Here is a 23,974-nt window from a genome sequence, read left to right as displayed (position 1 = left end):
ACGCCACTTCGTGCGGGCCGGTGCCTCAGCTGTTCGCCAGCTCCCCGAGCAGCTTCCAGGTGCGGCGCCGGTCCGCCTCACCTCCCAGGTCGGTCACGGTGAACACCACCTCCGTCGCCCCGGCCTCGCGGTAACGCCGCACCTCGGCGGCGACGGTCTCCTCGTCGCCGATCACGGCCAGGTCTGCGGCCCGGGTGGCACCGGAGAGCCCGATGACACGCTGGTATGAGGGGAATTGCTCATAGAACGCGAGCGACTCGGTCGCCGTCTCTCGCACGGCTTCGGGGTCGGCGGTGACCACACCTGGGACGAACGCCACGATGCGCGGTGCCGGGCGGCCCGCCGCCTCCGCGGCGGCGGTGACTGCCGGGACGATGTGGTCGCCAAGGGCGCGCGGTCCGGCGAGCAGGGGCAGGATGCCGTCCGCGAGTTCGCCGGAAACCCGCAGCGCCTGCGGCCCCATGGCCGCGACCAGGAGCGGCACCGGCGGCTCGGCGCCGCCCGGCACCGCCGCCGGCAGCGGCGGGGTGGCGGTCAGCAGCTCACCGTGAAAGTCGGCAGTGCCCGTCTCCACCAGCGGGCGCAGGGCCGTGAGGAACTCCCGCAGCAGGCGGATGGGCCGCTCGTAGGGGATGCCGAAGCCGGCCTCGGTCAAGTGCTTGGTGCCGAGCGCGAGCCCGAGGTGGTAGCGGCCTTCGGTGGCGGCCTGGGCCGTCTGGGCCTGGCTGGACACCAGCAGCGGATGGCGGCCGAAGATGGGGATCGCGGAGGTCCCGACATGCAGCCCGGGCACCTCGCGGCCCACGATCGCGGCAAGCGAGGGAGAGTCGTACCCGAAGGTCTGCCCGAACCACGCGGAGCGCAGGCCGGCCTCGTGGGCCTCGCGCGCGAGGCCCACCGTCGTGTCGATCCGGTTCTGGGGAGCGAGCGCTACTCCAATAGTCATACTCGGGGCAACCGGCAGGCACACGAAGGGCATTCCTGTCCGCGCATGACAAGCTCATGGCAGGTTTGTAACGGCCACAACGTCACTCCGGGGGACGGGAAGCCGCTCAGGGTGTGCCACCTGGCCCAGCCCTGATGGGCTGTCCCAACTGCCGCTCACTGTGCGGGCGTTCCAGCGCGCAAGCCGATGAGCAGGGCAGTGAGGACGCGGCGCAAGCGGGGTTCCACCTCGACTACGGCATGGCCGAGCCGGGGGTCGCTCGTGTAGAGCTGTCGCAGGAGCGGGCCGGGGGTGGCCATCTGCCACAGGGCCCCGGCCATGCTCGTCGCGGTGGCCAGCGTGTCCACGGCCTGTGCCTCGGTCAGCTGCAGGAGCCGGTGCAGCTCGCCGCCGATCCGTGCGACCTCCTCCAGCGTGACGAGCTTGAAGGCGCGCACGGCCTCGGTCGACACGTTCCGCTCCAGGTTCAGGGGTGCCTGCGCCAGCAGGTCGCAGAACATGGGGCGCGCGGAGAGGGTGGCGGCGAAGGCGTCGGCGACCACCGCCGGCGCGGCCTGTTCGTGCTGGGCGAGGTCCGCACACAGGGCGGCGGACCACTCCCGCCAGCCTTCCGCGGTGAGGTCGAGGAAGATCTGCTCCCGCGTCTCGAAGTAGCGCAGCAGTGCCGACTTGTGCATGCCGACTTCCGCGGCGATGTCGGTGAGCGTGACCTCGCGGATGCCGCGCCGGCCCGCGAGGACACGCGCCGCGTCGAGGATCGCGGTCTCGCGCGCCTGCTTGGCCTGGGCGCTGCGGGCCCGCTGGAAGGCGGCCTGATCAGTCATGCCGCCATCATAGGAAAGGGCTTAACGCTACGACGTTGCGTTATTACGGCAACGGTGTTTCACTAACTACATGAACGATTCCGCGAGCACTGACATGAGCCCTGCCGCGCGACGCGGCACCAAGCAGCAGGTCTGGTTCATCACCGGTTCATCCCGCGGTCTCGGCCGCGCCCTGACCAGCGCCGCCCTGGAAGCGGGCGATCTCGTCGCGGCCACCGCGCGCCGCCCCGAGTCCCTCGCCGAGGCCTTCACCGACTACGGCGACCGCATGCTCCCCCTCGCCCTGGACGTCACCGATCCGCAGGCGGCGCACGACGCACTCGATGCGGCCTTGGCCCACTTCGGGCGGGTCGACATCCTCGTGAACAACGCCGGATACGCGAACGTGTCGCCCATCGAGACAGCGGACGACGCCGATTTCCGCGCCCAGTTCGAGACGAACTTCTGGGGCGTCTACAACGTCACGAAGGCCGCCCTGCCCACCCTGCGCCGCCAAGGATTCGGCACCGTCGTGCAGTTCTCCTCGATCGGCGGCCGCGTCGGCGGTTCGCCCGGCATCGCCTCGTACCAGGCGGCGAAGTTCGCGGTCGACGGCTTCAGCCGCGTCCTGGCGACCGAGACGGCGCCGTTCGGTGTGCGGGTGATGGTCGTCGAACCCAGCGGCTTCGCCACCGACTGGGCGGGCTCCTCGATGACGGTGCACGGCATTCCCGAGGCCTACGACGCAACCGTCGGCGAGATGAACCGGCGCGTACGACAGGACACGGCGGGCGCGGCCGGGGACCCGCAGCGCGCCGCCGAGATCATCGTCCGCACGGTCCACCGCGCCGAGGTCCCCAGTCACCTCCCGCTGGGAGTGAACGCGGCAACCATGGCGCTGGACCACTCCCGACGCCAGACGACCGAGGCCAGCGCCTGGGAGAAGGTCAGCCGCTCGGCCGACTTCGGCGAGCCCTACCCGGTGGAGCTGCCGTGAAGTCCCGCTCCGCCGACGCCTTCACATTCGATCTCGGGTGGTCCGGCAAAGGGATTAGCCGTCAAGGTCGGCCTTGCGGACCACGCGGCGGTCAGCCGACCGTGGCGGCCGGTGGGGTCCATCGGTGGGTGCGGGGGACCGTGTGGGAGACGCCGAAGTCCTTCTTGAGCTGCTCGGGGATGGCGTAGTGCATGACGCGTCCGCGGGTGAGGGAGGACAGTTCGAGCACGCTGGTCAGGTGGCCGAGGCGGTCCAGCGCCCAGGCGCCGAGCGGGGAGCGGTCCTCGATCGTCTCCAGTACGCCAAGGAGATGGGGCACGGTCTTGACGACGGTGTCCCACGGAGTGCGGGGGACCTCCAGCCAGTCGGCGCAGGTGTCTCCGACGAGGAAGCGGATGAGAGCGGAGACGATCGGGTCGAGCACGGTCCCGGGCACCACTTCCTCGTAGAGGTCGATGAGTTGCCGGGTCAGGTGCGCACCCTCCTCGGAGGGGCCCATGTGCCGGAGCATGTACAGGTCGAGGAAGCGGCGGGCGTCGTCGAGGGTCTTGGGGACGGCGTCCTGGTCGACGCCGAGCATGGCTCCGACCACGCGCCAGGCGTAGTAGTACGCTTCCGCGCCTTCCGTCGACATGTGGACGCCCAGGCGGTGCAGGCTGTCCAGCACGAGCATCGAGAAGAACATCTGCCCGCCGATCATGTCCTCCTGACAGATCGGCGTCCCGAGCGCGCCGGTCTCCCACCGGTTCTCGCGCTTGAGGTGGTGGCGGATGGAGGCGTGCAGCAGGCGCACCTTCTGGGCGGCGGGAATGAAGCGGCTGCCGCTCTCGAAGGCGTCGGGCTGCATCAGGTAGACGGTGAACTGCCCGGTCTCCGCCATCCGTTTGGACGGGTACTTCAGTCCGTGGGTGGTCGACAGCAGCTTCGCCACGTGCGGGACGACGTAGCAGGCGGGCATGGCGGCGAAGGACAGCGCGGTGGAAATGTGCACGTTGTTGTCGATGAAGAACAGCCGCGCCTTCTCCATCTCTCCCCAGTCCACCCAGGCCGGCGGGGTCCGGGTGGCCTCGAGGTACTCGCGAGCGACCTCCGGAAGCCCGTCCGGCAGGGGTGAGCCGGCGGTGGAGACGTAACGCATCAGGGTGTTGAACGTGCCGACCTGTCCGCGTTCGAAGAGTTCGGCGACGGTGGCGTCGGCGAGTTCGTCCCCCACATGGCGTAGGGAATCCATCGATGCCTCGGTGTAGATCATGGCGGGGTCCTTGTCTGCTGCATGTGCTGCGCCTGATGCGCCTGATGTGTCTCTATGTGTCTGCTGCGGGGGCCGTCTGCGCCGACGGGCAAGCAAGTACGGCGCGGGTTCACCCACCCCGGTGCGAAGGTCAGGACAGGCGGAGCGCCGCCGAGCGCGCCAACCCGGTCAGGGCGGTTCCGGCGTGCGTCGGCACACCCAGGCCGTGCAGGGCGTCGAGCGCTTCCTCGACGCGCGCGCTGATCATGGTTTCGATGCGGGCGGGCGCCCCGAGCCTGTCCATCACGTCGCGCACCTCCTGCAGGCCCTCCGCGCCCAGGTCGCGCTTGCCGAGGAGGGCACGCAGCCGCTCCCGCTCGTCGTCGCCGGCCAAGCGCCAGGTCTCCGCCAGCAGGGCTGTCGGCCGTTGGCCGCGTACGTCGTCGGCATTGGCCTTGCCGGTCAGGTCCGGGTTCCCGAAGAGACCGAGCAGGTCGTCCCGGAGCTGGAACGCCTCGCCCAGCGGCAGCCCATACGCTCCGTAGCCCTCGCGCAGGCGGGGCCCCGCGCCGGCCAAGGCCCCGCCGATGAGCAGGGGTTGCTCGACGGTGTACTTGGCGGTCTTGTAGCGGATCACTTTCAGCGACGCCGTGATGTCCGGACCGGATCCAGTGCGCAGGATCTCCAGACACTCCCCCGCGATCAGCTCGCGGGCCATCACCGACCACACCGGGCGGGCCCGGGCCAGATACGCGGCAGGCAGCCCGCTGGTGGTGAAGAGGTGACCGGCCAGCGACATCAGCAGGTCTCCCACCAGCATCGCCAACGACCTCGCCGCGGCGGTGGCGCGCGGGCGACGGCGTACGGCGCCGCGCAGGGCGAGGTGCGCGGTGGGCCGCCCGTGCCGCAGCGGGCTGTCGTCGATGAGGTCGTCGTGCACGACGGCCGCGGCGTGCACGAGCTCCATGGAGGCTGCCGCCCGCACCAAGGCGTCGTTGTCCGGCTGTCCCACCGCGCGCCAGCCCCAGTAGCAGAATGCCGCCCGCAGTCGTTTGCCGTCCGCGACCGCCGCCTCCAGTTGCCCGGCCACTGGGCTCAGCAGCGGGTCGATGGCCACGAGTTGGTCCGCCTCCTCGGCGACGAACCGGCGCAGTGTCTCGTCGACGCGGGCCTTGAACGCGTCCGGCTCCCACGCCTCAGACGTCATCGGCGGCCCGTCGAGCCAGCGCCCGCCGGGCCAGCACCTCCAGGTGAGCCGGGGGCACGGTCGCGTACCGGTCGAGCACCAGGCGGCCGCGCGCCAGAAGGTCACGCTCGGCCTCCGTCGCCAGCTCGGCGGCGTCGGAGCGTCGCAGCACCCCCCGAACCGTTCCCAACGCCGAACCCAGCGTGCTCACCGCCAGATCGGCCAGCCCGGCCACCAGCAGTACCGCCTGGCCGTCCCGGCCTCCGCGCCGTTCCGCTGACTGCGTCATACCAAGCTCCCCCGTCCCAGTAGACATCCGGACGGCGCCGGTCACGCACCGCCCATGCGAGCATCCCGCGACGCCCGACCAGAGATGGGAAGAACTCACCATCGAGTGATCACATCGCTCGACAGTACGGATCACCGCGACACGAGCCGCGTCGAGCTGCCTACGCCAGCCCTGCGAGGCGTCCGGCCTGATCCGCCGGGCAGAGCCCAGCCAGCCACCGTCGAGATGGAACTCCATACCTGACTCCGTCGCGCAACGCCGGAGAGTTGCCACGTATCGTGCAGGCAAAGACTGCGTACGTCGCAACATAGCCAGAGGGAGCGCCATGATCGGTGTCGAGGAACTGGAGGCCGCAGCGGTCAGGATCGCCGGCCACGTGGTGCGTACTCCCACACTGCCCAGTCCCGGGCTGGCCGCGTTGCTCGGCGTGCCGGTCACGGTCAAGCTCGAACTGCTGCAGCGCAGCGGCTCGTTCAAGGTACGGGGTGCGGTGTCGAAGCTGCTCACGCTGACCGACGAGCAGCGCGCGGCCGGCGTGGTTGCAGTGTCCGGCGGCAATCACGGTGTCGGCGTGGCGGAGATGTCGGCCGCCCTGGGCGTGCGAGCCACGGTGGTCATGCCGCAGGCCGCACCCGCCCGCTCCGTGGCCGGCGCCCGTGCTGCGGGCGCCGACGTCCGGTTGACCCCCACCATGGCCGAGGCATTCGCGCTCATGGAACGACTGGAGACAGCTGGGCTCACGCTCCTGCATCCGTTCGCCGACCCTGTTGTGATCGCGGGCCAAGGCACCGTGGGGCTCGAACTCGCGGCGGACGCCGGTGAGCTGACGGATGTGCTGGTCTCCATCGGCGGTGGCGGACTGATCGCCGGTGTGGCGGCGGCACTGCGGGCGCGGCGGCCCGGTGTGCGGGTATGGGGTGTGGAGACCACCGGCGCCGACGCGATGTCGCAGGCGCTGGCCCACGGCGGGCCGGTGCAGGTGGACGTGAACTCACGGATCACCACGCTCGGCGCGCCCACGGTGTCACCGCTGACCTACACCATGGTGCGCGACTTGGTCGACGACGTACTGGTCGTGCCCGAGGCCGAGGCCTTTGCCGGTGTGCGGGAGCTGGCCGAGCACGCCAAGGTGTGGGCGGAGCCCGCGGCCGGCTGCCTCCTCCCGGCTGCCCGCCGCATCCTCGCCAAGACCGGCGACGAGACGCGGCTCGGCCTGGTGATTTGCGGCGGGAACGCGTCGGTGGATGATGTGATCGCGTATGCGGGCTAGCTGTTCCGTCCGGGGAGGTCGTGGACGGTGACTGGGCTATCGGCTCCATGGCGACTGCGGTTCAGACTCAACCCTCGTGAAGGAAACGGTCAAGGGCGCTGAGCACGTGCGCGCGTGAAGTCCCGCTGCCCAGATGGCCCGCGTCATCGAAGACGACCAGCTCGGCGGCGGGCCAAGCGCGGGCGAGTTCCCAGGCGGTGTCGAGCGGGCCGGCCATGTCCAGTCGGCCGTGGATCAGGACACCGGGGATGTCAGCCAAGCGATGGGCGTCGCGCAGCAGTTGGCCTTCTTCCAGCCATGCGCCGTGGGAGAAGTAGTGCGCACAGATGCGCACCAGGGCCAGCTGAGCGGAGGGCGAGCGGTCACCGTACGGATTGGAGGAGCCGTTCGTCTCTCCGGACAGGACCGCGTCTTCCCAGGCGCACCAGTCGGCCGTGGCCTTCTCCCGCACCGCGGCCTCCGGATGTTCCACCAGGCGCGCGTAGGCCGCGACGATGTCACCGTCTCGCGGTGTGCCGGGAGCGCCCGCCAGGAAGCGTTCCCACTGCTCGGGGAAGAACCGGCCGACACCGCGGTAGAGCCAGTCGATCTCGGAGCGCCGGGTGGTGGTGACAGCGGAGATGACGATCTCCGACACCCGCTCCGGGTACGTCTCGGCGTAGGCCAGGATCAGCGTGGAACCCCACGAGCCGCCGTACAGCAACCAGCGGTCGATCCCCAGATGCTCGCGCAGCTGCTCCATGTCGGCGATCAGGTGCTGGGTGGTGTTGTTCTCCATGCCGGTGAGCAGGTCGCTCGCGTGTGGACGGCTGCGCCCACAACCGCGCTGGTCGAAGAGGACGACTCGATACCTGTCCGGATCGAAGTACCGGCGTGCGCCGACGCCACATCCTGACCCCGGCCCACCATGGACGACGACGGCCGGCTTGCCGTCCGGATTGCCACAGACCTCCCAGTACACGAGGTGACCGTCCCCGACGTCGAGCATCCCCTCGTCGTATGGCTCGATCGGCGGGAACAACTCGTCCATTTCCGGCCTCCGCACAGCACACCTCCAACACGCTCACGCTTGCAGGAGACAGCATGACTACGCGTCCCCGCGAACCCACTCCTTGGCGCGGCGGGAGCCGTCGGGACGTCGGGAAGCCGTCGGCCGAAGCAGGCGGCCGGGCTGCGCAGAGGTTACGAGATCTACGGCTGCCCCTCCCCAGGGCCGGAAGGAAGTTGATGCGCGACTGCCCGCAGGCGCAGTTGGACGCCGTCGACGCGCTCGGCACGTCCCAGCAGCTGGCCGGGAACCATGCCGTGCCCGCCGTCCGCGCGGACGCGCTGCACCGCCTCGGTCGGACCCGGGAGGCAGCGGAGACGTGCCGGGTTGGCGAAGGCGACCGCTCCGAACGGGGCGATCGCCCGCGAATGTGTGCAGTGTGCTGCAGAGTTGGGATCCCCAGGTGCTGGGAATCCCGAACGGGCCGACGTGCCAGTCGACTTGGAGAATCAGATGATGGGATCGCCCCGCGGTGGCCGATACGAACCACGAAGAAGTTCTCGACCGGATCGCCAAGGGGCTCGTCTACACGGAGCCCGAAGGGCCTTCCAGGCCCCTCACCGCCGCACGGACCAGATCTCTCCATGCCGGGTTCGGCTCCAACGTCCACATAGGCGACGACTTCTTCGGCAACGTGAGATCGTGAGCATGGCATGGGCCTGGCCGCGCTGGTTCAGGCGTCGGCCGCCCGGGCCGAGCGGGGTTGAGCGCGCACCTCGGGCAGCCGTGCGCACTCCTCGGTTGCGGCCAGGCTCTCATTCAGGGCCAGGAGGGAAAGCAGCTGCACCGGACGGCCTGCCGTGGCTGCGGCCTCCAGCTTGTGGTGGCCGTCCAGGAGGAAGTGCGTCAGGCCCCAGTGCCGGTAGTGGTCGGCGGGCTGGCCAACTGCCGGTTCGCACACGTCCAGCGTCGAGACGGCCACTGCGGTAGGAACCGTTCCCCGGTCGAGGAGTTCGACGTACTCTGCGACCCGCTCCCGCGCGTTCCACGCCGGGGGAACCATTGGCACGACGAATTCATAGAGGTGCGCGGATACATCGACCGCGGTCTCGTAGGTCCGGTAGTACGGCGTGTGCGGGTACTCCGGGAGCCCCCAGAACTGGTCGATCCCCCACGTGGCCACCTGCTCGCCACTGAAGTAGTCGCCCTCCTGGCCCGGGACCACCAGGCGGGGCTCCACGCGCAGCAGCATCGGCAGGTACTCGCCCTGCACCAGTAGGGCACCGAACGCGTCGAGGACCCCGCGCTCCCCCGGATCGGTCAGCGTGCCGATGAGCTGCTCCTGCACACCTTCCAGCGACAGCGTCTGCCGGGCGCCTTCCAACCGCCGGAACAGGAACTGGCACGACCCGCACCAGAAGCTGAGCTCAAAGGCAGGCTCCCCGTCGACGACGAGCAACCTCCGGCCCGGTCCTGTCCCGGCCTCCCGCTGTTCCGCCCCAAAGCGCAACCGCGCCTGGGACTCCGGCACTCCGAGCCTGCGCGGCTCGCCCACGTCGAACATCACGCATCGACCCTACAGAGAGGGCGATACGGGTGGGCACTCGTACTCCGCTGATAGATTCCTGCAGTGAGCGAGCAGCTGCCCAGCGGTGGCATTGAGCTGTCACCCGACGAGATCGAAGCCCTGGACGCCAGGTGGTCATCCTGCTGGACCCCGAGTGAGGTTGCGCAGCAGCTGTCCGGGATCAGCACGCCTTGGTACGTGGCCGCGGGCTGGGCGCTGGACCTGTTCCGCGGAAAGCTGACACGCGTTCATGGAGACATCGAGATCGCGATTCCGGCAGCCAGTTATGCAGAAGTCCGCGACCGCTTCCCGGGTTACGTCTTCGACGCGGTAGGCAGCGGCCGGATCTGGGAGGGCGCCACACCAGACGTTCTGGCCGCTGTACATCAGACATGGCTCCGTGATCCGGCCACCGGAAACTACCTGCTCGACGTGTTCCGCGAACCGCACGACGGCGATACCTGGATCTGCCGACGCGACGAGAGGATCCGGCTTCCATACAGCGGCATCATCCACCGCACCCGGGAGGGCATCCCGTATCTGGCACCCGAACTGGTCCTGCTGTTCAAGGCCAAGCACGCCCGTCGTAAGGATCAAACAGACTTCGAAGCGACCGTCCCGCACATGACCTCTGCTCAGCGCGAGGCCTTGGCCGAGCTACTCGCCCGTGTGCACCCAGGACACCACTGGATTGCCGACCTGTAGCCGACGCATGGAACTCTGGAACGACAAGCGGCGCCATGCCCATCCGGGCTTGATCAGGGATTTGCCCTGCCGCGAGGCGGCAGGACCTCGATGACCCTGGCCGTGCCGACGACAGGTCGGCCCTCGTGCATGGTGATCACGTGGCCAGGCTTCAGATTCCCCCACCTCTCGGGGCTCAGAGGAGCCAGCCGCACATCGGCGCTCTCCCCGGGACCGAGTTCCTGCCCCGTGTGCCAGACCCAGCCAATGGTGAAGAAGGGAGGCAAGAGCAGCCGGTCAGGCGTGAGTTGCGTGAGGTCGGGAGCTTGATCAGCGGACGGAACGTCGTAGATGTAGGCGAGGATGCCGCCGGGAAAACGTGCCCTTGACCCGCTCTCCCCGACCCTCACAACGCGCCCGAACCGATAGCTGCAGTCGTCCAGTTGCAGAACAAACACGTCCCCCGCCCGGTGCTGGCGCCGCTGCCCCTTCATCCGCTTCACGGACACACCCGGAGCTGCGGCGTACGCCCCGCAAGCACCGCCTCCAGCGCGGTCCGCTGTACCGCAGGCAGGTGCTCCCCGAGCGGTGTCTGGCGCGGGCTGTGTTTGCCGTCGCAGAGCCAGCTTCGCTCGTCGACGTCGTACGTCCATTTTGCGGCGCTCCACAGGGGATGCCCCTCCAGCAGGCGTCGGGCCAGCGGCTCGCACTCGGGCGGAGCGCCTTGCGCCACGAGCGCCTCGGTGACCATGGCCAGGGCTTCGGGTGGGGTGTCCGCGTCGCCCAGTGCGGGGAGAAGGAGGAGCAGCCGGGCGTGGGGGTCGTGGACCCCGTCGGCTGCGGCGGGCGTGGTGAGGAGAGCCGCCAACTCCGGCCAGCAGAGACCGGGCCCGATGCGGTCCTGATCGTCGCTGGTGAGGACGAGGGCGGCGCGGGAGGCCGGCCAGTCCGGGTGCGTCAGGAAGTAGTCCGTGGTCGTGTACTCCTCGCCACTGTTGTAGTGCACGAGAATCGCGAAGCCGCCGGCCAGCGGCACGGTGAACATCGGCCAGGCCGCCCGGTCGCGCAACTGCTCCAGGGCTTCACCGGCATCCGCCGCGTCGGCACCGAACGCCTCCGCCGGGATGCCGGTCCTGAGGTCAGCTAGGTGGGCCGCCCAGAAACCGGGGGCGTCCAAGAGGGGCAGCCCGTCCACGACGGGGGCGGACGCGTACCAGTGCTGTGCCATCACCATGGCGGGATTCTCCCCTGTGATCGCTCAAGTACCCAGCCCGTCAGGCCCGCAGCCGAAGCCGCAGCCGAACCGCAGCGAAGTCCCACGGCTCGTCGAGGCCGATCTCTCGTGGCACCCATCCTGCGTGGAGTCGCCATGTTGCCCGTAGTCGCCACTTTCTATGGCGCCGTCCAGCTCAATAGTCGTGGCGGGACGCCAGGTGCCGCCGTGGAGCGGTCTCATGCGCCTGCACTGACGGCAGCACCGATCGGTTCGTCGGTCAGAGCGATTCGCGCGGTGATGCGTTTGCCGACCGTCTCGCTTCGCACCGTGAGGTCGCGGGCGACGGCCTGCACGATCTCCAGGCCGTGTTGACCGATACGTCCGGCATCGACGCCGCGGACCACGGGAAGGACCGGCTCGGAATCCCACACCGTGATCGACACCGATCCTCCGGTGATGCGCAGACGCACCAGCACCGGCCCCGGGGCGTACTTGAGCGCGTTGGTGACCAGCTCGCTGACCACCAGACGCGCGATGTCCATGCCGCGCTCCGCCACCGGCACCCCGTGCTCACATCGCGCCGCGGTCAAGAAGTCGGCGGCAAGGTCACGGGCCTGAGCAATGCACGACCCGTCCCCCTCCAGAGCCACCATGGTCTCCAGTGCGTGCCCAGTCGAGTGAGAACCGCCGTCATCCTCTTCGGGACCTGATCCCATTACGCCGCTTCACTCCCCCATGTATAGACCTTCCCGGCGCCTACCCCAGCCCGCGCACTCGACACCTCACCCGAGAGGTGGTTTTTGCCCCAGACCAGAGCTGATCCAACCAGTGCTCCAGGGGCGGCGATCATGTGCCAGTATCGCCAGCATGACTGAGACCGAGACGCCCGGCACGGAAGACCCCCGACCACCGGGCGGGCTGTCGGTCGTGGCCACCGCCACCGACGGCATCCGCGTACTGTCCCTGTCCGGGGAGATCGACCACCACAGCGGCGTCATACTGCAGCAGGCCCTCGACGAGGTCGACGCAACCCTCCCCCGTGTCGTCCTCGACCTGCGCCGGGTCAGCTTCATGGACTCCAGCGGCATCAACATTCTCCTCGGCGCACACCACACCCTCGCCGAAGCCGGAGGATGGCTGCGCCTGGCCGCACCCGGCAGCGCCGTGAAGCGCACACTCGGCATCGTCGGCGTCGAGACCATCATCGACTGCCACGACACCCTCCGCCAGGCGCTCGCGTAGCCAAGCCGTAGCGGCGAAGGGGATCGCACATCAGTGATCCAGAGGACAATCGCCTGGCTGCTCGGCATGTGTCGGCCACCGTCCCGGCGGTGGCCGACACACCGCGCCGACCGGCCGCGCAACGTCTAGGTCGTTCCCTCAACTCCCGTCTGCTATAGGCGTGTTGCGCGTTCCCGGGGCGCGCATGACCTCCTCGCGCGCCCCGGCGGGTTCTATCGGAAGGCCGCCAAGTTGGCCGCGACCCATTCCCCGAAAGGCCGTGCCGGGCGGCCCAGGACGCTCTCCACATCGGGGCTGATCGCCTGCTCGGCCGGCAGTGGCACGCCGAGGACAGCCAGGGTGCCGTCGATGACCTCTGCGGGCATGAACTGCGCCATCTGCGCGTGGGCCTCCTGGCGGGACAGCTCCACGAACGCGACGTCCTCGCCCAGCGTTTGGGAGATGGCCGTGGCCTGCCGGCGCGGGCTGATGACCTCGGGCCCGGTCAGTTCGTACGTGCGGCCCGCGTGGCCGTCTTCGTACAGGGCTGCTGCGGCGACCGCGGCGATGTCGGCCGGGTCGATGACGGGCAGGGCGACATCGCCGAACGGGGCGAAAACCGTGCGTTTAGTGCGGATCGACTCGGCCCAAGCGTAGGCGTTGGAGGCGAAACCACCCGGGCGCAGGATCGTGAAGTCCGCTCCGGACGCGCGTACGGCGGCCTCGAAAGTGCGCAGGCGGGCGTGCGACGGGGCCGTGGGGCGAGTGGAGTTGAGCTGGGAGGAGAGCAGGACGATCCGCTTGACACCTGCCTCCAACGCCACCTCGAGCAGAGCGTCCGGGCTTTCGCCGTGAGCGTTGAGCTCGCCGCCCAGCAGGACGAAGAAGGCGTCGACGCCCTCCAGGACCGGCCGCATGCTCGCGCTGCTCCCGATGTCGGCTTTGGCGTGCCCGACCCCGGCCGGGAGCACGTCGGGGCGAGGGCGCCGCGAGACGGCCACGACGTCCTTGCCCGCCTCGGCCAGCAGGGGCACCAGGGTTCGTCCGATGTTGCCGGTCGCACCTGTCACCACGATCATTCGCTCCCCCAAGGAGTTCGTAAAGTTAGTTAGCTGACTTACTCAGGAGGAAGCTAGCACGGGGCCACCAGGGGGTGTCTATAGTCAGTTGGGTGACTAACTCAGCGAAGCCCAGGGCGCGCGCAGCCGACAAGCGCCGGCGGCTGGCCACCGAAGCGGCCCGCGTCCTGCACGAGCAGGGTGTCGAGCGCACCACTCTCGCCGACATCGCGCGCGCAGCCGACGTACCCGTGGGCAACGTCTACTACTACTTCAAGACCAAGGACGAATTGGTCCTGGCCGCGCTCTCCGAGCACAGCGCGCACCTGGACGAACTCACCGGCCGTCTGGACCAGTTGCCCGACCCGCACGATCGCCTGAAGGCTCTGATCGAGGCCTGGATCACCCAGCGCGAGATGGCCGCCCGCTACGGCTGCCCCACCGGTACCCTGGCCGTCGAACTCGACAAACGCGCCGACGGAATCCTCGACACAGAGGCCGGCACGGCGATCCGGCGCCTCCTGCAGTGGGCCGAACAGCAGTTCCGCGCCCTGGACTTGCCCGACCCCGACGACCTCGCCCTCACTCTCGTCTCCGCGTACCAGGGCATGTCGCTCCTGACCAACGCCCTGCGCGATCCGGACATCATGACCCGCCAGGGAGCCCGCCTCCTCCGGTGGCTCGACTCCCTCAAGGACGCGGACCCCGCCGACTAGGGGGCGATCACCGGGCCTCCGCCCGGGTCCCACTGCTTTGCGCCGTGCCCCGAGCGTCCCCCATGCGAGGTCTGGGCACAGGGTCCGCCCGCCCGCACAGACATCGGTGCGGGTAGTACTTGTAACCGCTCAGCCCCAAGGGGTAACAGCAAGATTCAGCCCCTGGGGCGGCAGGGGTGAGGGACGAACAGGGCGCAAAGCGCCATGGGGCGCCGTGGTGCGCCGGAAAAAAACCTCACCATCGGCTGCGTCGACGACGCGCACGCCGGGTCGGCCTCCGGACTGTTCAACACCGCCATGCACCTGGGCATCGCCCTGGGAGTCGTCCTCACCAGGGTGTCTTCTTCGCCTCACGATCAGACCGCGACCACCCGCGGCAACGAGGTCGTCGACGGCTTCACCGCCACACTTCCGTACGTGATCGGTGGCCTGTTGATCACGTGGGCCCTGATGTTCTTCGTCCCCCGCGCCACTCCACGCGCCTGACGGCTCTGAGCCTCACGCTCGGAGGTTCACCCACCGAGTTCATCTTGTTCGCCTAAGGCTCGGTAGTGTTCCTCGCGGTGGGCGAGCACCTCGGTCATGTTGGTTTCGGCCCAGTCCTTGAGGCCGATCATGACGCGGTTCAGGGACAGACCCAGGTCGGTGATCTCGTAGGTGACGGTGACGGGCACGGTGGGCGTGACGGTCCGGGTGACCATGCCGTCCACTTCCCGCGACGGCGGCGCCTACGTCGGACTGCGGCCCGGCCTCGGCCCCTCCACCGAGCGCGGCATCTCGGTCACCTCCCTGCTCACGACCTCCGACCACGGCCGAATCGCCGACCTCCTCACCCGCGCCGCCGCCGGCGAACTGCCGACCCGCGTGCACGCGGTCGTCCCCCTGGACCAGGCCGCCGACGCCCACCGGGCCACCGCGAAGGGCGGCTTCCGCGGCCGCTACGTCATCTGCCCCTGACTAGCCCAGCGCGTCGAGTGCGCCACCGACTCGCCTCACCGGCACCTGCCCGCCGGAAGCCACGAACGCCCGGGGGCAGGCCCCTGCTGCGGACCTCGTCAGCAGCACCTAGGCGAGACGTCGGGGCGGGGCGGCAGCATCCCCGCCCGTCTGTCCAGCCGAACAACACCCTCTGGAGATCCGCCATGAGCATGAAGCGCCTCGCCACCATCCTCGCCCTCCTCGGCGGCCTGTTGCTGCGCGAGCGTCCGACAGCAGCCTGAAGTTCCCATCCAAAGCGGTCAGTGTCCGCACCGTGGTCCGTCGGGGCCGGCCCGGCGCCCGACCGGCGTTTGCTGACTTTGGTGGGCTACTTCAGTTCGATCTCGACGAAGGCCAGAGGCGCGTCACCGGCGTTGACGACCTCATGTTCGCCGCCGGCCGGGCGGGCATAGGACACGCCTGCTTCCAGTTGCGAGGAAGTGACGGTGCCATCGGGGGTGATCACATTGGTGCGTCCGTCGGTGACAGGCACCACGACGTACTCGTACTCGTGCACGTGTCGGCCCGTGCTCTCCTGGGGCTCGAAATCCCAGCGGGTGACCCGTACCCGATTGTCTTCGTGCTGCAAGGTGGCACGGGCAGTGGTCGTCATGGCTCAGCTCCTCGTCGTCGTTTGCCACACCCGTACGGCGACCGGCGTGCAACATCTCAACCGGCAGGCTAGCCGCCGCGGCCTGCGCGGGAGGGGCGGGGTCGGCTCGGGCCGGAGTCTGAGACTGTCCCGCGGCTGGTGACGCACCACCTCGCCACGAATCGATACGCTCACCGGCGTGACGAGCAGCGGCGATTTCATACGGGTGCAGCGAGCGTGGAAGCACATCGAGATGTGGATGGGTCGTCACGCACCCGCCTCGCACGCCATGCTCAACCCGCCCGCCACCCCGGACGAGGTCGAGAGTTGGGAGGCCTCGATGGGCTTCCCCCTCCCTCCGGCTCTCAGGGCGCTCTATCTGTTGCGCGATGGAAGCCGGGGCTACGACCAGGACCAGTTCGGGCACCACCCGCATATCGAGGGGCCTCTGCCCGCGCCGGCCGACGATGCTTCCCGCGTCCGGGAGGCGCAGTGGGCTGCCGCGCTCTTCCTGCCTGGCCCCGGCATCCACACCGGCTTCGCCTGGCTCCCCCTCGACGAGATGATGATGCAACATCCGGTGCATCAGGGCATCGAAGAGGAGTACAACCGGCTCATCCCCTTCGCCGCCGACACCCTTGATTCCTCCATGTCCGGCTTCTTCGCCGATCCCCGCGACGGGCAGATAGGCGCATGGGCCGATGAGGGGCAGGTGGAGTTCGAGTTCGGCACAGTTCTCGACTACATCGAGCAGATCGCGGCCGCGCTCAACAGCGGCGGCACCGCCTTCGGCTACCGGCCCGCCCTGCACACCAGTGGCGCACTCGGCTGGCCGGACAGCGTCGGCAATGCGTACGAACTCGGCGGCGACGCCTGGACGTGGGTGCCCGAGGGCGGCATCTGAGCCTCTCCTTACCGAAGTCCGCCCTTCGGCTCCGAGGCCCACGTACGTTCTCTGCGAGGCAACCGCCCTCGCGGCGGCGGGCAATGAGTTTCTGCGCCCCGCCGCATCACGATGATGCTGCGTAACAGTGGACAGTCACGGTCTGGTGCAGGGTCCACCGCTGCTCGAGTGTGGCCAGGCGTTCCCAGCCGAGCCGCTCGTAGAGGGCTGCCGCAGCGATGTCGGAAGCCACGACGTCGAGCACCGGATGGAGACCGCTTTGTCGCGCCGTCTCCTCGGCTTGGCCGAGCAGCAGTGCGCCGATCCCGTGCCCCCTCGCCTGCGGGGCGACGAACAGCCGGCTGACCACCGCGGTCAGATCCCTCCGCGTCCCCTTTCGCTCGCTCCACAGTCCAGGGGCCAGATCGTCCTCGCCGCTGCGGGACAAGCTGACATGGCCGACGAGGCGGCCGTCGAGTTCGGCGACCCAAGCTCCCAGCATGGAAGCGCTCGACAGCCAATCGCCGGGCCGTTCGGGCCAGTTCACCGGGTAGCCGTCAAGATGATGGACCTCCTTCAGGACGTCCACACACGCCTCGATGTCCCCATCAGTCCTTCGCCTGACCCGGCGGCCTGGCTTCTGCTCGGCGGTTTCGAAGCTCTCTTTGTTCACTCCGGCATCAAAGCAGCCTTCCCAGGGGCAGGGGCGAACCGGGTGGCCAGGGCGGCGGCCGTGCGGGCGAAGGGGGTGGTCATGATCCCGGCGACGCTGGTGCGGCCCGACACGTAGGCGTCCAGGCGCCGCCACGCCGGGGGCAGGCGGGTCAGCGCTGTGTGGACAAGTCCGGGGTTGCGGGTGAAGAGGCCTGCAGTCGGGCCAGGAGGTGGCGGGTGAGGGCGAAGGCTGTCGGGTGGGTCCACCGCACTGTGGTGGGGATGTCCAGGCCCAGTTCACGCTGGAGGCGGCTGTGCAGCGCGATAGCCATGAGTGAGTCCAGGCCGAGCGAGGCCAGGGACGTGTTGGCGTCCAGCCGGTCGGCGCCCAGGCGCAGCACCGCGGCGATGTGGCCGACGACCTCGGGCTGAGGATCATTGCGCCAGTGCGTACGGTGTGGCGGAAGCCGAGTCAGAGGTCGCTGTCGATGCCGGTGACAGCCGGCGGACCGAGCGGGGCATCTGCTACATTGATGCCCGCTTCCTCCAGAGCCGTGGTGACGAGCCGCGTAGCTTCCAGTTCCGCCTCGTAGCGGTCCGCGGCCTTCACTTCGAGTCGGACCGAGAAGCGGCCGCCCTCATTCAACGTGAGCAGATCCAGGCCCTCGTCCTCACTGACCTCCGTGTGCCGGGAAGCCAGCCCTCGCTCCAGTGCCGAGCGTGCCCCTTCATCGATGTCGGTGAGGAACGTGCCGGGGACAGTGATCACGAAGGTGGACATGACGGCTCCTCGCTCGGGCGGTGCTCGTGTGCCCCACCTATTTCCCTTCCCCTCGGGGGGCTAATCCACCCTCAGACGCGCGGCCGCACCACCGGACGGGATGTGCATTCACCGAGCGGATCCTGCACCACCATGTCCCGCATGTCCGGAACTGGGCGCCTCGCCCCTGGTGTCACGAGCGGTTCGATACGTGGCGTGACAAGAGTCGCACCTGTGTGTGCGACCGGTGATGGTTCCGTGGGCATGGGGCCCGTGAACTCGGGCTTTACTGCTCGGTAACCCTCACATCAAGCGGATTTCGTGCCTCCGGTTCAGAGATCCACTGCGTGCTAGCGTCCCGGATCGCCGGGGGGCCGACACAGCGAAGTGAGAGGAATCCCGTGGGTCACATGCACCACATGGCAGGAGGCTGGGCCACTCCGGTCCTGTCGTACGCCATGGCCGTCGTCGGCGCCGCGCTGGGTCTGCGCTGCACCGTGCGCGCTCTGGCAGCCGGGGGGCGGTCCAAGCGGAACTGGCTGATCAGTGCCTCCGTCGCCATCGGTGCCGGCATCTGGACCATGCACTTCATCGCGATGCTCGGTTACACCGTCCAAGGCACCGCGATCCGCTACGACATCCCGCTGACGCTGCTCAGCCTGCTCGTCGCAATCGCCGTCGTCGGCGCGGGCGTCTTCACCGCCGGTTACGGGAAGTCCCGCCCGCGTTCCATCGCACTGGGCGGCATCGGCACCGGACTTGGCGTCGCCGCGATGCACTACATCGGCATGGCGGCCGCTCAGCTCAACGGCTCGCTCTCGTACGACCCCGCTCTCGTCGCGGCCTCCGTGCTCATCGCGATCGCCGCCGCCTCCGCCGCTCTGTGGGCCGCGCTGTCCGTGCGGGGGCCCGCCGTCGCAGCTGTCGCCTCGCTCGTGATGGGCCTGGCGGTGAGCAGCATGCACTACACCGGCATGGCGGCCGTCACCGTGGACGTACACGCCGGCACCACGCCCCTGGAGGGCGCGAGCGCCACCAGCTTCATCCTGCCGCTCGCCGTGGTGCTCGGCTCCTTCCTCTTCTTGACCTGCGCGTTCGTCGCGCTGTCCCCCACGGCGCGTGAGCGTGCCGAGAGCGAGGCCGCGGCCCGCCCGCTGCACGAGGTCGAACTCCCCGTCACCTGACCGCAGCCGGGCCACCTCGGCCCGCGCCCGCCTCCCCCACTGCGGCACGCCATCACGTCACCCACGTCGGCGCCGCGCGTTCCCCGGGCCCGACGCACTGCGCGCGCCCCCACACTCCTGCACCGCCAAGGAGCCCCTTCGTCATGCCCGCACGCCCTCTGGTGCCCGAACGCTGGCGCCCCAAATCGATCCGCGCCAAGGTCGTCACCTTGCTGACCGTGCCGGTCCTCTCACTGATGGCGCTGTGGGGCCACGCGGCCGTCACCACCGCATCCCAGGTCTCGGCCACCGAGCAACTGCGCCAGATCAACGCGACCCTGGTACGGCCCGTCGCCCACTTCACCGCCGCGGCGCAGGACGAGCGGGCCGCGGCCCTGAAGTACCAGGCCACGCCCGGCAACGCCGCCCAGGACGACTTCGACGCCGCGCAGGCCCGTACGGACAAGGCCATCACGGCGCTGCGCACGGGCGTCCGCTCCAGCAGCACCGACCTCGCCGCGCTCGACGCCGCGCTGCCCGGCCGTGTGCGCTCCCTGCTCACGAGTGCGGGCTCACTGGGTGAGCGGCGCGAAAGCAGCCGCGGCGCCTCCGCCGTGCTCTCCGACTACGGCACGGCCGTCGAGCGGGCCTTCGCCGTACGCTCCAAACTCGCGGGCGCCGACCAGCCCGACCGCGCCTCCACCACCCGTGCCGTGCTCGAACTGGCACGCTCCCGCGAGGCGTTGAGCCGCCAGGACGCCGTACTCGGCGCCGCGCGCGCGAGCGGGACCATGTCGGCGGCCCACTACCGTACGTTCGTCGGCGACGTCGCCCAGCAGCGTGCCTTCGCCGACTCGGCGGTGTCCGACCTGCGATCCGAGGACGCCACCGCCTACCGCAAGGTGCTCGACTCCCCCGCTGCCTCCGAGCTGGCCGCCGCCCAGGAGGACGTCTCCGCCGCCGGCCCTTCCGGCGCCGCCACCGCGGTGACCGAAGCCCACTGGCACGCCATCGCCGGTCCTACCCTGGCCGGGCTCGCCGGCGCCGAGCGGGGCGCGATCGACACGGGCATCGACGCCAAGCCGTACTCCCTGGCGAACCTGGGCAGTTCCGGCCTCGCCGTCCTCCTCGGTCTGCTCGGTGTGATCCTCGCGCTCCTGCTCTCCGTACGCATCGGACGCGGCCTGGTCGCCGACCTGACCGGCCTGCGCAACTCCGCACTGGAACTCGCCGCCCACCGGCTCCCGTCCGCCATCCGCCGCATCCACGACGGCGAAGCCCTCGACCTGGAGAAGGAAGCACCGCTCTCCCACGACCCGGTCCGGGACGAGGTCGGCCAGGTCGGCGCGGCGCTGACCACCGTGCAGCGCGCCGCCCTGCGCGCCGTCGCGGGCCGCGCCGCCGTGCTGACGGGAATCTCCGGCGTGTACGTCAGCCTCGCCCGCCGCAGCCAACTGCTGCTGCACCGCCAGCTGGAACTCCTGGACACCATGGAGCGCCGCACCGAGAACCCCACGGACCTGGAGGACCTCTTCCGCCTGGACCACCTGACGACGCGGATGCGCCGCCACGCCGAGTCCCTGCTGATCCTCTCCGGCTCCGCGCCCGGCCGCGCCTGGCGCACCCCGGTCCCGCTGATCGACGCAGTGCGCGCGGGCATCGCGGAGACCGAGGACATCGAGCGGGTCCACCTGGACAACATCCCCGACCTGCGTCTGGCGGGCACGGCGGTCGCCGACCTCGTCCATCTCGTCGCCGAACTCACCGAGAACGCCGCCGTGTACTCACCGCCGCACACCCCCGTGGTGGTGCGCGCCGAAGAGGTCGGCGCGGGCTGCGTATTGGAGATCGAGGACCGCGGCCTGGGCATGGGCGACGAAGCACTGGCCGCGGCCAACGAGAAGATCCGGGCCGCCGACGTCGACCTGCTCGACTCGCGCCAGCTGGGCCTGTTCGTGGTCAACCGACTCGCCCAACGCCAGCGCGTCGAGGTGACGCTGCGCCGCTCGGTCTACGGCGGCATCACCGCCCTCATCTTCCTCCCGCAGCACCTTCTGGAGGCCCCGCACCCGGGCCTGCGGCCGCTGCCGCAACCGGAGGGGTCCGGCCCCGCACAGCCCCTCCCCCGGATCCCCGCCCAGCGCGAACGCAACCAGCTCCCCGCCCGCGCCCGGCACGCCGCACCCCAGCAGCCCGACACCCCTCCCACCTCTACCGCCCCGCCCACAGCGGTGCCGGACGATGAGGACCACCTGCCACGCCGAGTACGCCAGGCCAGCCTCGCGCCCGAACTGCGCCAGGACCAGGACGGCGGCCAGGACCCCGCCCCAGGCCCGCGCCTGCGCTCCCCGGAAGCCGCCCGCGCCACGATGGCGTCACTGCGCTCCGGCCGGCGCCGCGCCTCGGCCACCCGCGACGACCCGCCCGGCCCCGAGTCCCCCCACCACACGCCGAACGACGAAGGGTCCCAAGACCGATGACGCCGACCTACTCCGTCACCACCGTGGGCCAACACGGCGACGACCACGGCACGGGCGGCATCGACTGGCTGTTGGACGACCTCGTCGACCGCGTCGCGGAAGTGCGGCACGCGGTGATGCTCTCCACCGACGGCCTGTGCGTCGGCGCCTCGCAGGCGATGGGCCGCGACGAGTCCGAGCGCTTCGCCGCCATCGCCTCCGGCTTCCACTCCCTGGCCAAGGGGGCGGGCCGGCACTTCGACGCGGGCGGCGTCGTCCAGACCATGGTCGAACTGCAGGGCGGCTTCCTCTTCGTGGTCGCCGCCGGGGACGGCTCCTGCATCGCCGTGTTCACCGACGGACACGCCGACATCGGCCTGGTCGCCTACGAGATGGCCCTGCTGGTCGACCGGGTGCGCGAACACCTCACCGTCCCCGTACGGTCGGACGCCACGCCGACGCCGGACGACGAGGCCTCATGACGGACCGGCCACCCAACCGCCGCCCGGACGGCCCCGGCGAGCGTTCCGCCGAAGCCTGGACCGACCGCTACGACGCCGAGGCCGGTCCCCTGGTCCGTCTCTACGCCATGACCGCCGGGCGCGCCCGCACGGACAACGGCGCCGAGCGCGTCGACCTGATGGCGATCGTCCGGGCCACCGAAGGCACCCCGCGCGGCCCGCTCCCGCCCGAACAGCGCACGCTGTTGGCCCTGTGCGCCCATGGCCCGAGCCCCGTCGCGGACCTCGCATCGGACTCGGGCCTGCCCCTTGGTGTCGTACGGGTCCTGCTCGGCGACCTCACGGCCCAGGGCCTGATCCACATCACCCCGCCCGAGTCCACCACCACCGCCGCCACTGGTACGGAACATCCTCCCGCCCACCTCCTGCGAGAAGTGATCAATGGCCTCCGCGCACTCTGACCGCATGCGGCAATCGGCACCCGCCGACTTCACCGCGCTCAAGCTCCTGATCGCCGGCGGTTTCGGCGTCGGCAAGACCACCCTGGTGGAGTCGGTCAGCGAGATCCGCCCCTTGCGCACCGAGGAACCCCTCACCGAGGCCTCGCGCCCGGTGGACAGCCTCCAGGGGGTGGCCACCAAGTCCACGACCACGGTCGCCATGGACTTCGGCCGCATCACCCTGCGCGACAACCTCGCCCTGTACCTGTTCGGCACACCGGGCCAGGACCGGTTCTGGTTCGTGTGGGACGAGTTGGCCACGGGCTGCCTCGGTGCGGTCGTGCTCGCCGACACGCGCCGGCTCGCGGACTGCTTTCCCGCCGTGGACTACTTCGAGAGCCGCGGAATCCCGTTCATCGTCGCGGTGAACTGTTTCGACGGGATACGCAGCCACACCCCCGAGGCGGTGGCCCGCGCGCTGGACCTGAACCCGGACACGCCCGTGCTGCTCTGCGACGTACGCGAGAGGGAGTCCGGCAAGGAGGTCCTGATCTCCCTGGTCGAGCACGTCCTGAGCCGGGAACTGGTCGCCCACTGACGTCGTTGCGAACCGCCGGCCGTCAGTAGCGGTGGGCCGGCCAGTGCGGATCGCTCCAGCGGGCCTCGTCGTCGAGGCCGAGCAACCGTATCCGGTGCTGCAGATCCTCCGATGCGCCCGACTCCCGGAGTCGCGTCGCAGCGTGGCCCAGGAGCCAGCTGACCAGGTCGGCGCGCATCTCCTCCTCGTCGTGGTCGTACCAAGTGACGTACCACGGAAGGCTGTCTCCCAGGAGTTCGTACTCCCATTTCGCGGCCGCCTCGGCGAGACGTCGGTCGCTGAGGTCGCCGGTCTGCTCCTCCCAGTCGGCCAGCCACGGTCCGAGGGCTCCGGACGCCTCGGCACACATCGCGAAGACCTGGTGCGCGGGGACGGCCGCATCCGGCTCGGTGAGGGCGGCGACCCACCAGGCATGCAGGAACTCGCGTACCGGAGCAGCGTGATCATCGGGCCACTGCTGCCATCGTGCGCGGGCGAAGGAGTCTCCCGCCTCCTCCAAGCCGAACAGGGGCTCCGCACGACCGGCCACCAGGGTCCTTGCGAACTGCGGCAGGATGCGGCGCAGCACAGCCGCGTGATCGGTCCAGTCGGTGGCCTGCCAGGCCCGGCGCAAAAGGTCCGGATCCAGTTCCACGTCCGGCGTCTTCAAAAGAGCGAGCTCCTCAGGACTGCCCCAGTGGCATTCGCAGTTGTGCTCATCCGGACGCGCGGTCATGCCACGGAAGGTCACCGAGAGGTTCTGCAGGGCGGCGCGCAGGCGGCGGGGAGCGGGACGGTCGTCGAGGTGCAACATGTACTCGGCCTTCGAGGACTC

At 69.9% G+C, this 23,974-nt stretch carries 30 protein-coding genes and 1 pseudogene; 14 read left to right on the top strand and 17 right to left on the bottom strand.

Annotated features, from left to right (window positions below; translation table 11 throughout):
- Positions 1-25: 25 nt before the first annotated feature.
- Complete coding sequence (locus ACZ5U5_RS15950) at positions 26-946, bottom strand: LLM class F420-dependent oxidoreductase (protein ID WP_469021502.1); 921 nt, start codon at positions 944-946, stop codon at positions 26-28.
- Between the two features lie 155 nt (positions 947-1,101).
- Complete coding sequence (locus ACZ5U5_RS15945; RefSeq protein ID WP_469021499.1) at positions 1,102-1,770, bottom strand: TetR/AcrR family transcriptional regulator; 669 nt, start codon at positions 1,768-1,770, stop codon at positions 1,102-1,104.
- 70 nt (positions 1,771-1,840) lie between these two features.
- On the opposite strand from ACZ5U5_RS15945, the gene ACZ5U5_RS15940 reads away from it, so the two are divergent.
- Positions 1,841-2,746 carry an SDR family NAD(P)-dependent oxidoreductase gene (locus ACZ5U5_RS15940; RefSeq protein ID WP_469021496.1) on the top strand — a complete coding sequence of 302 codons (906 nt, stop codon included), beginning with the start codon at positions 1,841-1,843 and terminating at the stop codon, positions 2,744-2,746.
- A 91-nt stretch (positions 2,747-2,837) separates the two neighbouring features.
- On the opposite strand, the gene ACZ5U5_RS15935 is transcribed toward ACZ5U5_RS15940, so the two are convergent.
- The 3 genes from ACZ5U5_RS15935 to ACZ5U5_RS15925 all read right to left on the bottom strand — a co-directional run bounded on the left by ACZ5U5_RS15935 (position 2,838) and on the right by ACZ5U5_RS15925 (position 5,452).
- On the bottom strand, positions 2,838-3,998 hold the full coding sequence (locus ACZ5U5_RS15935) for an oxygenase MpaB family protein (protein ID WP_469021493.1): 1,161 nt from the start codon (positions 3,996-3,998) through the stop codon (positions 2,838-2,840).
- Between the two features lie 130 nt (positions 3,999-4,128).
- The gene (locus tag ACZ5U5_RS15930; protein ID WP_469021490.1) at positions 4,129-5,184 is read right to left on the bottom strand and encodes a polyprenyl synthetase family protein; all 1,056 of its coding nucleotides are present in this window, start codon (positions 5,182-5,184) and stop codon (positions 4,129-4,131) included.
- Positions 5,174-5,452 carry a polyprenyl synthetase gene (locus tag ACZ5U5_RS15925; protein WP_469021488.1) on the bottom strand — a complete coding sequence of 93 codons (279 nt, stop codon included), beginning with the start codon at positions 5,450-5,452 and terminating at the stop codon, positions 5,174-5,176. Before ACZ5U5_RS15925 ends, ACZ5U5_RS15930 begins: the two co-directional genes overlap by 11 nt.
- A gap of 325 nt (positions 5,453-5,777) precedes the next feature.
- Between ACZ5U5_RS15925 and ACZ5U5_RS15920 the strand changes: the two genes are divergently transcribed.
- The gene (locus ACZ5U5_RS15920) at positions 5,778-6,722 is read left to right on the top strand and encodes a threonine/serine dehydratase (RefSeq protein WP_469021485.1); all 945 of its coding nucleotides are present in this window, start codon (positions 5,778-5,780) and stop codon (positions 6,720-6,722) included.
- A gap of 67 nt (positions 6,723-6,789) precedes the next feature.
- On the opposite strand, the gene pip is transcribed toward ACZ5U5_RS15920, so the two are convergent.
- Positions 6,790-7,752: a prolyl aminopeptidase gene (gene pip / locus ACZ5U5_RS15915; protein WP_469021482.1), complete on the bottom strand. Its 963-nt coding sequence runs from the start codon at positions 7,750-7,752 to the stop codon at positions 6,790-6,792.
- A 490-nt stretch (positions 7,753-8,242) separates the two neighbouring features.
- Between pip and ACZ5U5_RS15910 the strand changes: the two genes are divergently transcribed.
- Positions 8,243-8,416: a hypothetical protein gene (locus ACZ5U5_RS15910; RefSeq protein ID WP_469021480.1), complete on the top strand. Its 174-nt coding sequence runs from the start codon at positions 8,243-8,245 to the stop codon at positions 8,414-8,416.
- Positions 8,417-8,443: 27 nt separating this feature from the next.
- Here ACZ5U5_RS15910 and ACZ5U5_RS15905 read toward each other — a convergent pair whose 3' ends face one another.
- Positions 8,444-9,274, bottom strand: a complete 831-nt coding sequence (locus ACZ5U5_RS15905) for a hypothetical protein (protein WP_469022446.1) — start codon at positions 9,272-9,274, stop codon at positions 8,444-8,446.
- Positions 9,275-9,340: 66 nt separating this feature from the next.
- On the opposite strand from ACZ5U5_RS15905, the gene ACZ5U5_RS15900 reads away from it, so the two are divergent.
- On the top strand, positions 9,341-9,982 hold the full coding sequence (locus ACZ5U5_RS15900) for a nucleotidyltransferase domain-containing protein (RefSeq protein ID WP_469021477.1): 642 nt from the start codon (positions 9,341-9,343) through the stop codon (positions 9,980-9,982).
- 53 nt (positions 9,983-10,035) lie between these two features.
- On the opposite strand, the gene ACZ5U5_RS15895 is transcribed toward ACZ5U5_RS15900, so the two are convergent.
- The 3 genes from ACZ5U5_RS15895 to ACZ5U5_RS15885 form a co-directional block, all read right to left on the bottom strand.
- Positions 10,036-10,455, bottom strand: coding sequence for an Imm26 family immunity protein (locus ACZ5U5_RS15895; RefSeq protein ID WP_469022444.1), 420 nt, complete (start codon positions 10,453-10,455; stop codon positions 10,036-10,038).
- Between the two features lie 5 nt (positions 10,456-10,460).
- A complete protein-coding gene (locus ACZ5U5_RS15890; protein ID WP_469021475.1) occupies positions 10,461-11,195 on the bottom strand; it encodes a hypothetical protein in 735 nt (244 codons plus the stop codon).
- Between the two features lie 218 nt (positions 11,196-11,413).
- Positions 11,414-11,830 (bottom strand): ATP-binding protein, encoded by a 417-nt coding sequence (locus tag ACZ5U5_RS15885; protein ID WP_469021472.1) that lies wholly within the window; start codon positions 11,828-11,830, stop codon positions 11,414-11,416.
- Positions 11,831-12,044: 214 nt separating this feature from the next.
- Here ACZ5U5_RS15885 and ACZ5U5_RS15880 point away from each other — a divergent pair, with 214 nt between their 5' ends.
- Positions 12,045-12,419 (top strand): STAS domain-containing protein, encoded by a 375-nt coding sequence (locus ACZ5U5_RS15880; protein ID WP_469021470.1) that lies wholly within the window; start codon positions 12,045-12,047, stop codon positions 12,417-12,419.
- 212 nt (positions 12,420-12,631) lie between these two features.
- Here the strand turns inward: ACZ5U5_RS15880 and ACZ5U5_RS15875 are convergent, their stop codons facing one another.
- On the bottom strand, positions 12,632-13,477 hold the full coding sequence (locus ACZ5U5_RS15875; protein ID WP_469021468.1) for an SDR family oxidoreductase: 846 nt from the start codon (positions 13,475-13,477) through the stop codon (positions 12,632-12,634).
- 92 nt (positions 13,478-13,569) lie between these two features.
- Between ACZ5U5_RS15875 and ACZ5U5_RS15870 the strand changes: the two genes are divergently transcribed.
- Positions 13,570-14,172, top strand: a complete 603-nt coding sequence (locus ACZ5U5_RS15870; RefSeq protein WP_469021466.1) for a TetR/AcrR family transcriptional regulator — start codon at positions 13,570-13,572, stop codon at positions 14,170-14,172.
- Positions 14,173-14,376: 204 nt separating this feature from the next.
- On the top strand, positions 14,377-14,658 hold the full coding sequence (locus tag ACZ5U5_RS15865) for a hypothetical protein (protein WP_469021463.1): 282 nt from the start codon (positions 14,377-14,379) through the stop codon (positions 14,656-14,658).
- A 26-nt stretch (positions 14,659-14,684) separates the two neighbouring features.
- Here ACZ5U5_RS15865 and ACZ5U5_RS15860 read toward each other — a convergent pair.
- Positions 14,685-14,891: pseudogene (locus ACZ5U5_RS15860) on the bottom strand (winged helix-turn-helix transcriptional regulator); the annotation flags it as partial.
- Between ACZ5U5_RS15860 and ACZ5U5_RS15855 the strand changes: the two are divergent.
- A complete protein-coding gene (locus ACZ5U5_RS15855; RefSeq protein WP_469021461.1) occupies positions 14,872-15,129 on the top strand; it encodes a zinc-binding dehydrogenase in 258 nt (85 codons plus the stop codon). The pseudogene ACZ5U5_RS15860 and the gene ACZ5U5_RS15855 overlap by 20 nt on opposite strands.
- A 349-nt stretch (positions 15,130-15,478) precedes the next feature.
- Here ACZ5U5_RS15855 and ACZ5U5_RS15850 read toward each other — a convergent pair whose 3' ends face one another.
- The gene (locus tag ACZ5U5_RS15850; RefSeq protein ID WP_469021459.1) at positions 15,479-15,763 is read right to left on the bottom strand and encodes a cupin domain-containing protein; all 285 of its coding nucleotides are present in this window, start codon (positions 15,761-15,763) and stop codon (positions 15,479-15,481) included.
- A 178-nt stretch (positions 15,764-15,941) separates the two neighbouring features.
- Here ACZ5U5_RS15850 and ACZ5U5_RS15845 point away from each other — a divergent pair, with 178 nt between their 5' ends.
- On the top strand, positions 15,942-16,646 hold the full coding sequence (locus tag ACZ5U5_RS15845; protein WP_469021456.1) for an SMI1/KNR4 family protein: 705 nt from the start codon (positions 15,942-15,944) through the stop codon (positions 16,644-16,646).
- Between the two features lie 106 nt (positions 16,647-16,752).
- Here the strand turns inward: ACZ5U5_RS15845 and ACZ5U5_RS15840 are convergent, their stop codons facing one another.
- The 3 genes from ACZ5U5_RS15840 to ACZ5U5_RS15830 all read right to left on the bottom strand — a co-directional run bounded on the left by ACZ5U5_RS15840 (position 16,753) and on the right by ACZ5U5_RS15830 (position 18,060).
- Positions 16,753-17,298 (bottom strand): GNAT family N-acetyltransferase, encoded by a 546-nt coding sequence (locus ACZ5U5_RS15840; protein ID WP_469021454.1) that lies wholly within the window; start codon positions 17,296-17,298, stop codon positions 16,753-16,755.
- 151 nt (positions 17,299-17,449) lie between these two features.
- Entirely contained in the window at positions 17,450-17,689 is a 240-nt protein-coding gene (locus ACZ5U5_RS15835) for an acyl carrier protein (RefSeq protein WP_469022441.1), read from the bottom strand.
- Between the two features lie 62 nt (positions 17,690-17,751).
- On the bottom strand, positions 17,752-18,060 hold the full coding sequence (locus ACZ5U5_RS15830) for a hypothetical protein (RefSeq protein WP_469021452.1): 309 nt from the start codon (positions 18,058-18,060) through the stop codon (positions 17,752-17,754).
- 380 nt (positions 18,061-18,440) lie between these two features.
- Between ACZ5U5_RS15830 and ACZ5U5_RS15825 the strand changes: the two genes are divergently transcribed.
- From ACZ5U5_RS15825 to ACZ5U5_RS15805, 5 genes are all read left to right on the top strand, one after another.
- Positions 18,441-19,223, top strand: a complete 783-nt coding sequence (locus ACZ5U5_RS15825; RefSeq protein WP_469021450.1) for an MHYT domain-containing protein — start codon at positions 18,441-18,443, stop codon at positions 19,221-19,223.
- Positions 19,224-19,366: 143 nt separating this feature from the next.
- Positions 19,367-21,682, top strand: coding sequence for a sensor histidine kinase (locus tag ACZ5U5_RS15820; RefSeq protein ID WP_469021447.1), 2,316 nt, complete (start codon positions 19,367-19,369; stop codon positions 21,680-21,682).
- Complete coding sequence (locus tag ACZ5U5_RS15815) at positions 21,679-22,143, top strand: roadblock/LC7 domain-containing protein (protein ID WP_469021445.1); 465 nt, start codon at positions 21,679-21,681, stop codon at positions 22,141-22,143. Before ACZ5U5_RS15820 ends, ACZ5U5_RS15815 begins: the two co-directional genes overlap by 4 nt.
- Positions 22,140-22,583 carry a DUF742 domain-containing protein gene (locus ACZ5U5_RS15810; RefSeq protein ID WP_469021442.1) on the top strand — a complete coding sequence of 148 codons (444 nt, stop codon included), beginning with the start codon at positions 22,140-22,142 and terminating at the stop codon, positions 22,581-22,583. Before ACZ5U5_RS15815 ends, ACZ5U5_RS15810 begins: the two co-directional genes overlap by 4 nt.
- Positions 22,564-23,160, top strand: a complete 597-nt coding sequence (locus ACZ5U5_RS15805; RefSeq protein ID WP_469021440.1) for a GTP-binding protein — start codon at positions 22,564-22,566, stop codon at positions 23,158-23,160. The genes ACZ5U5_RS15810 and ACZ5U5_RS15805 overlap by 20 nt, the downstream gene beginning before the upstream one ends.
- A 22-nt stretch (positions 23,161-23,182) precedes the next feature.
- Here the strand turns inward: ACZ5U5_RS15805 and ACZ5U5_RS15800 are convergent, their stop codons facing one another.
- Entirely contained in the window at positions 23,183-23,953 is a 771-nt protein-coding gene (locus tag ACZ5U5_RS15800; RefSeq protein ID WP_469021438.1) for a hypothetical protein, read from the bottom strand.
- Positions 23,954-23,974 lie beyond the last annotated feature (21 nt).

Source organism: Streptomyces sp. NPDC033177 (assembly GCF_055577715.1).
This window is presented reverse-complemented; position numbering and strand designations above follow the sequence as displayed.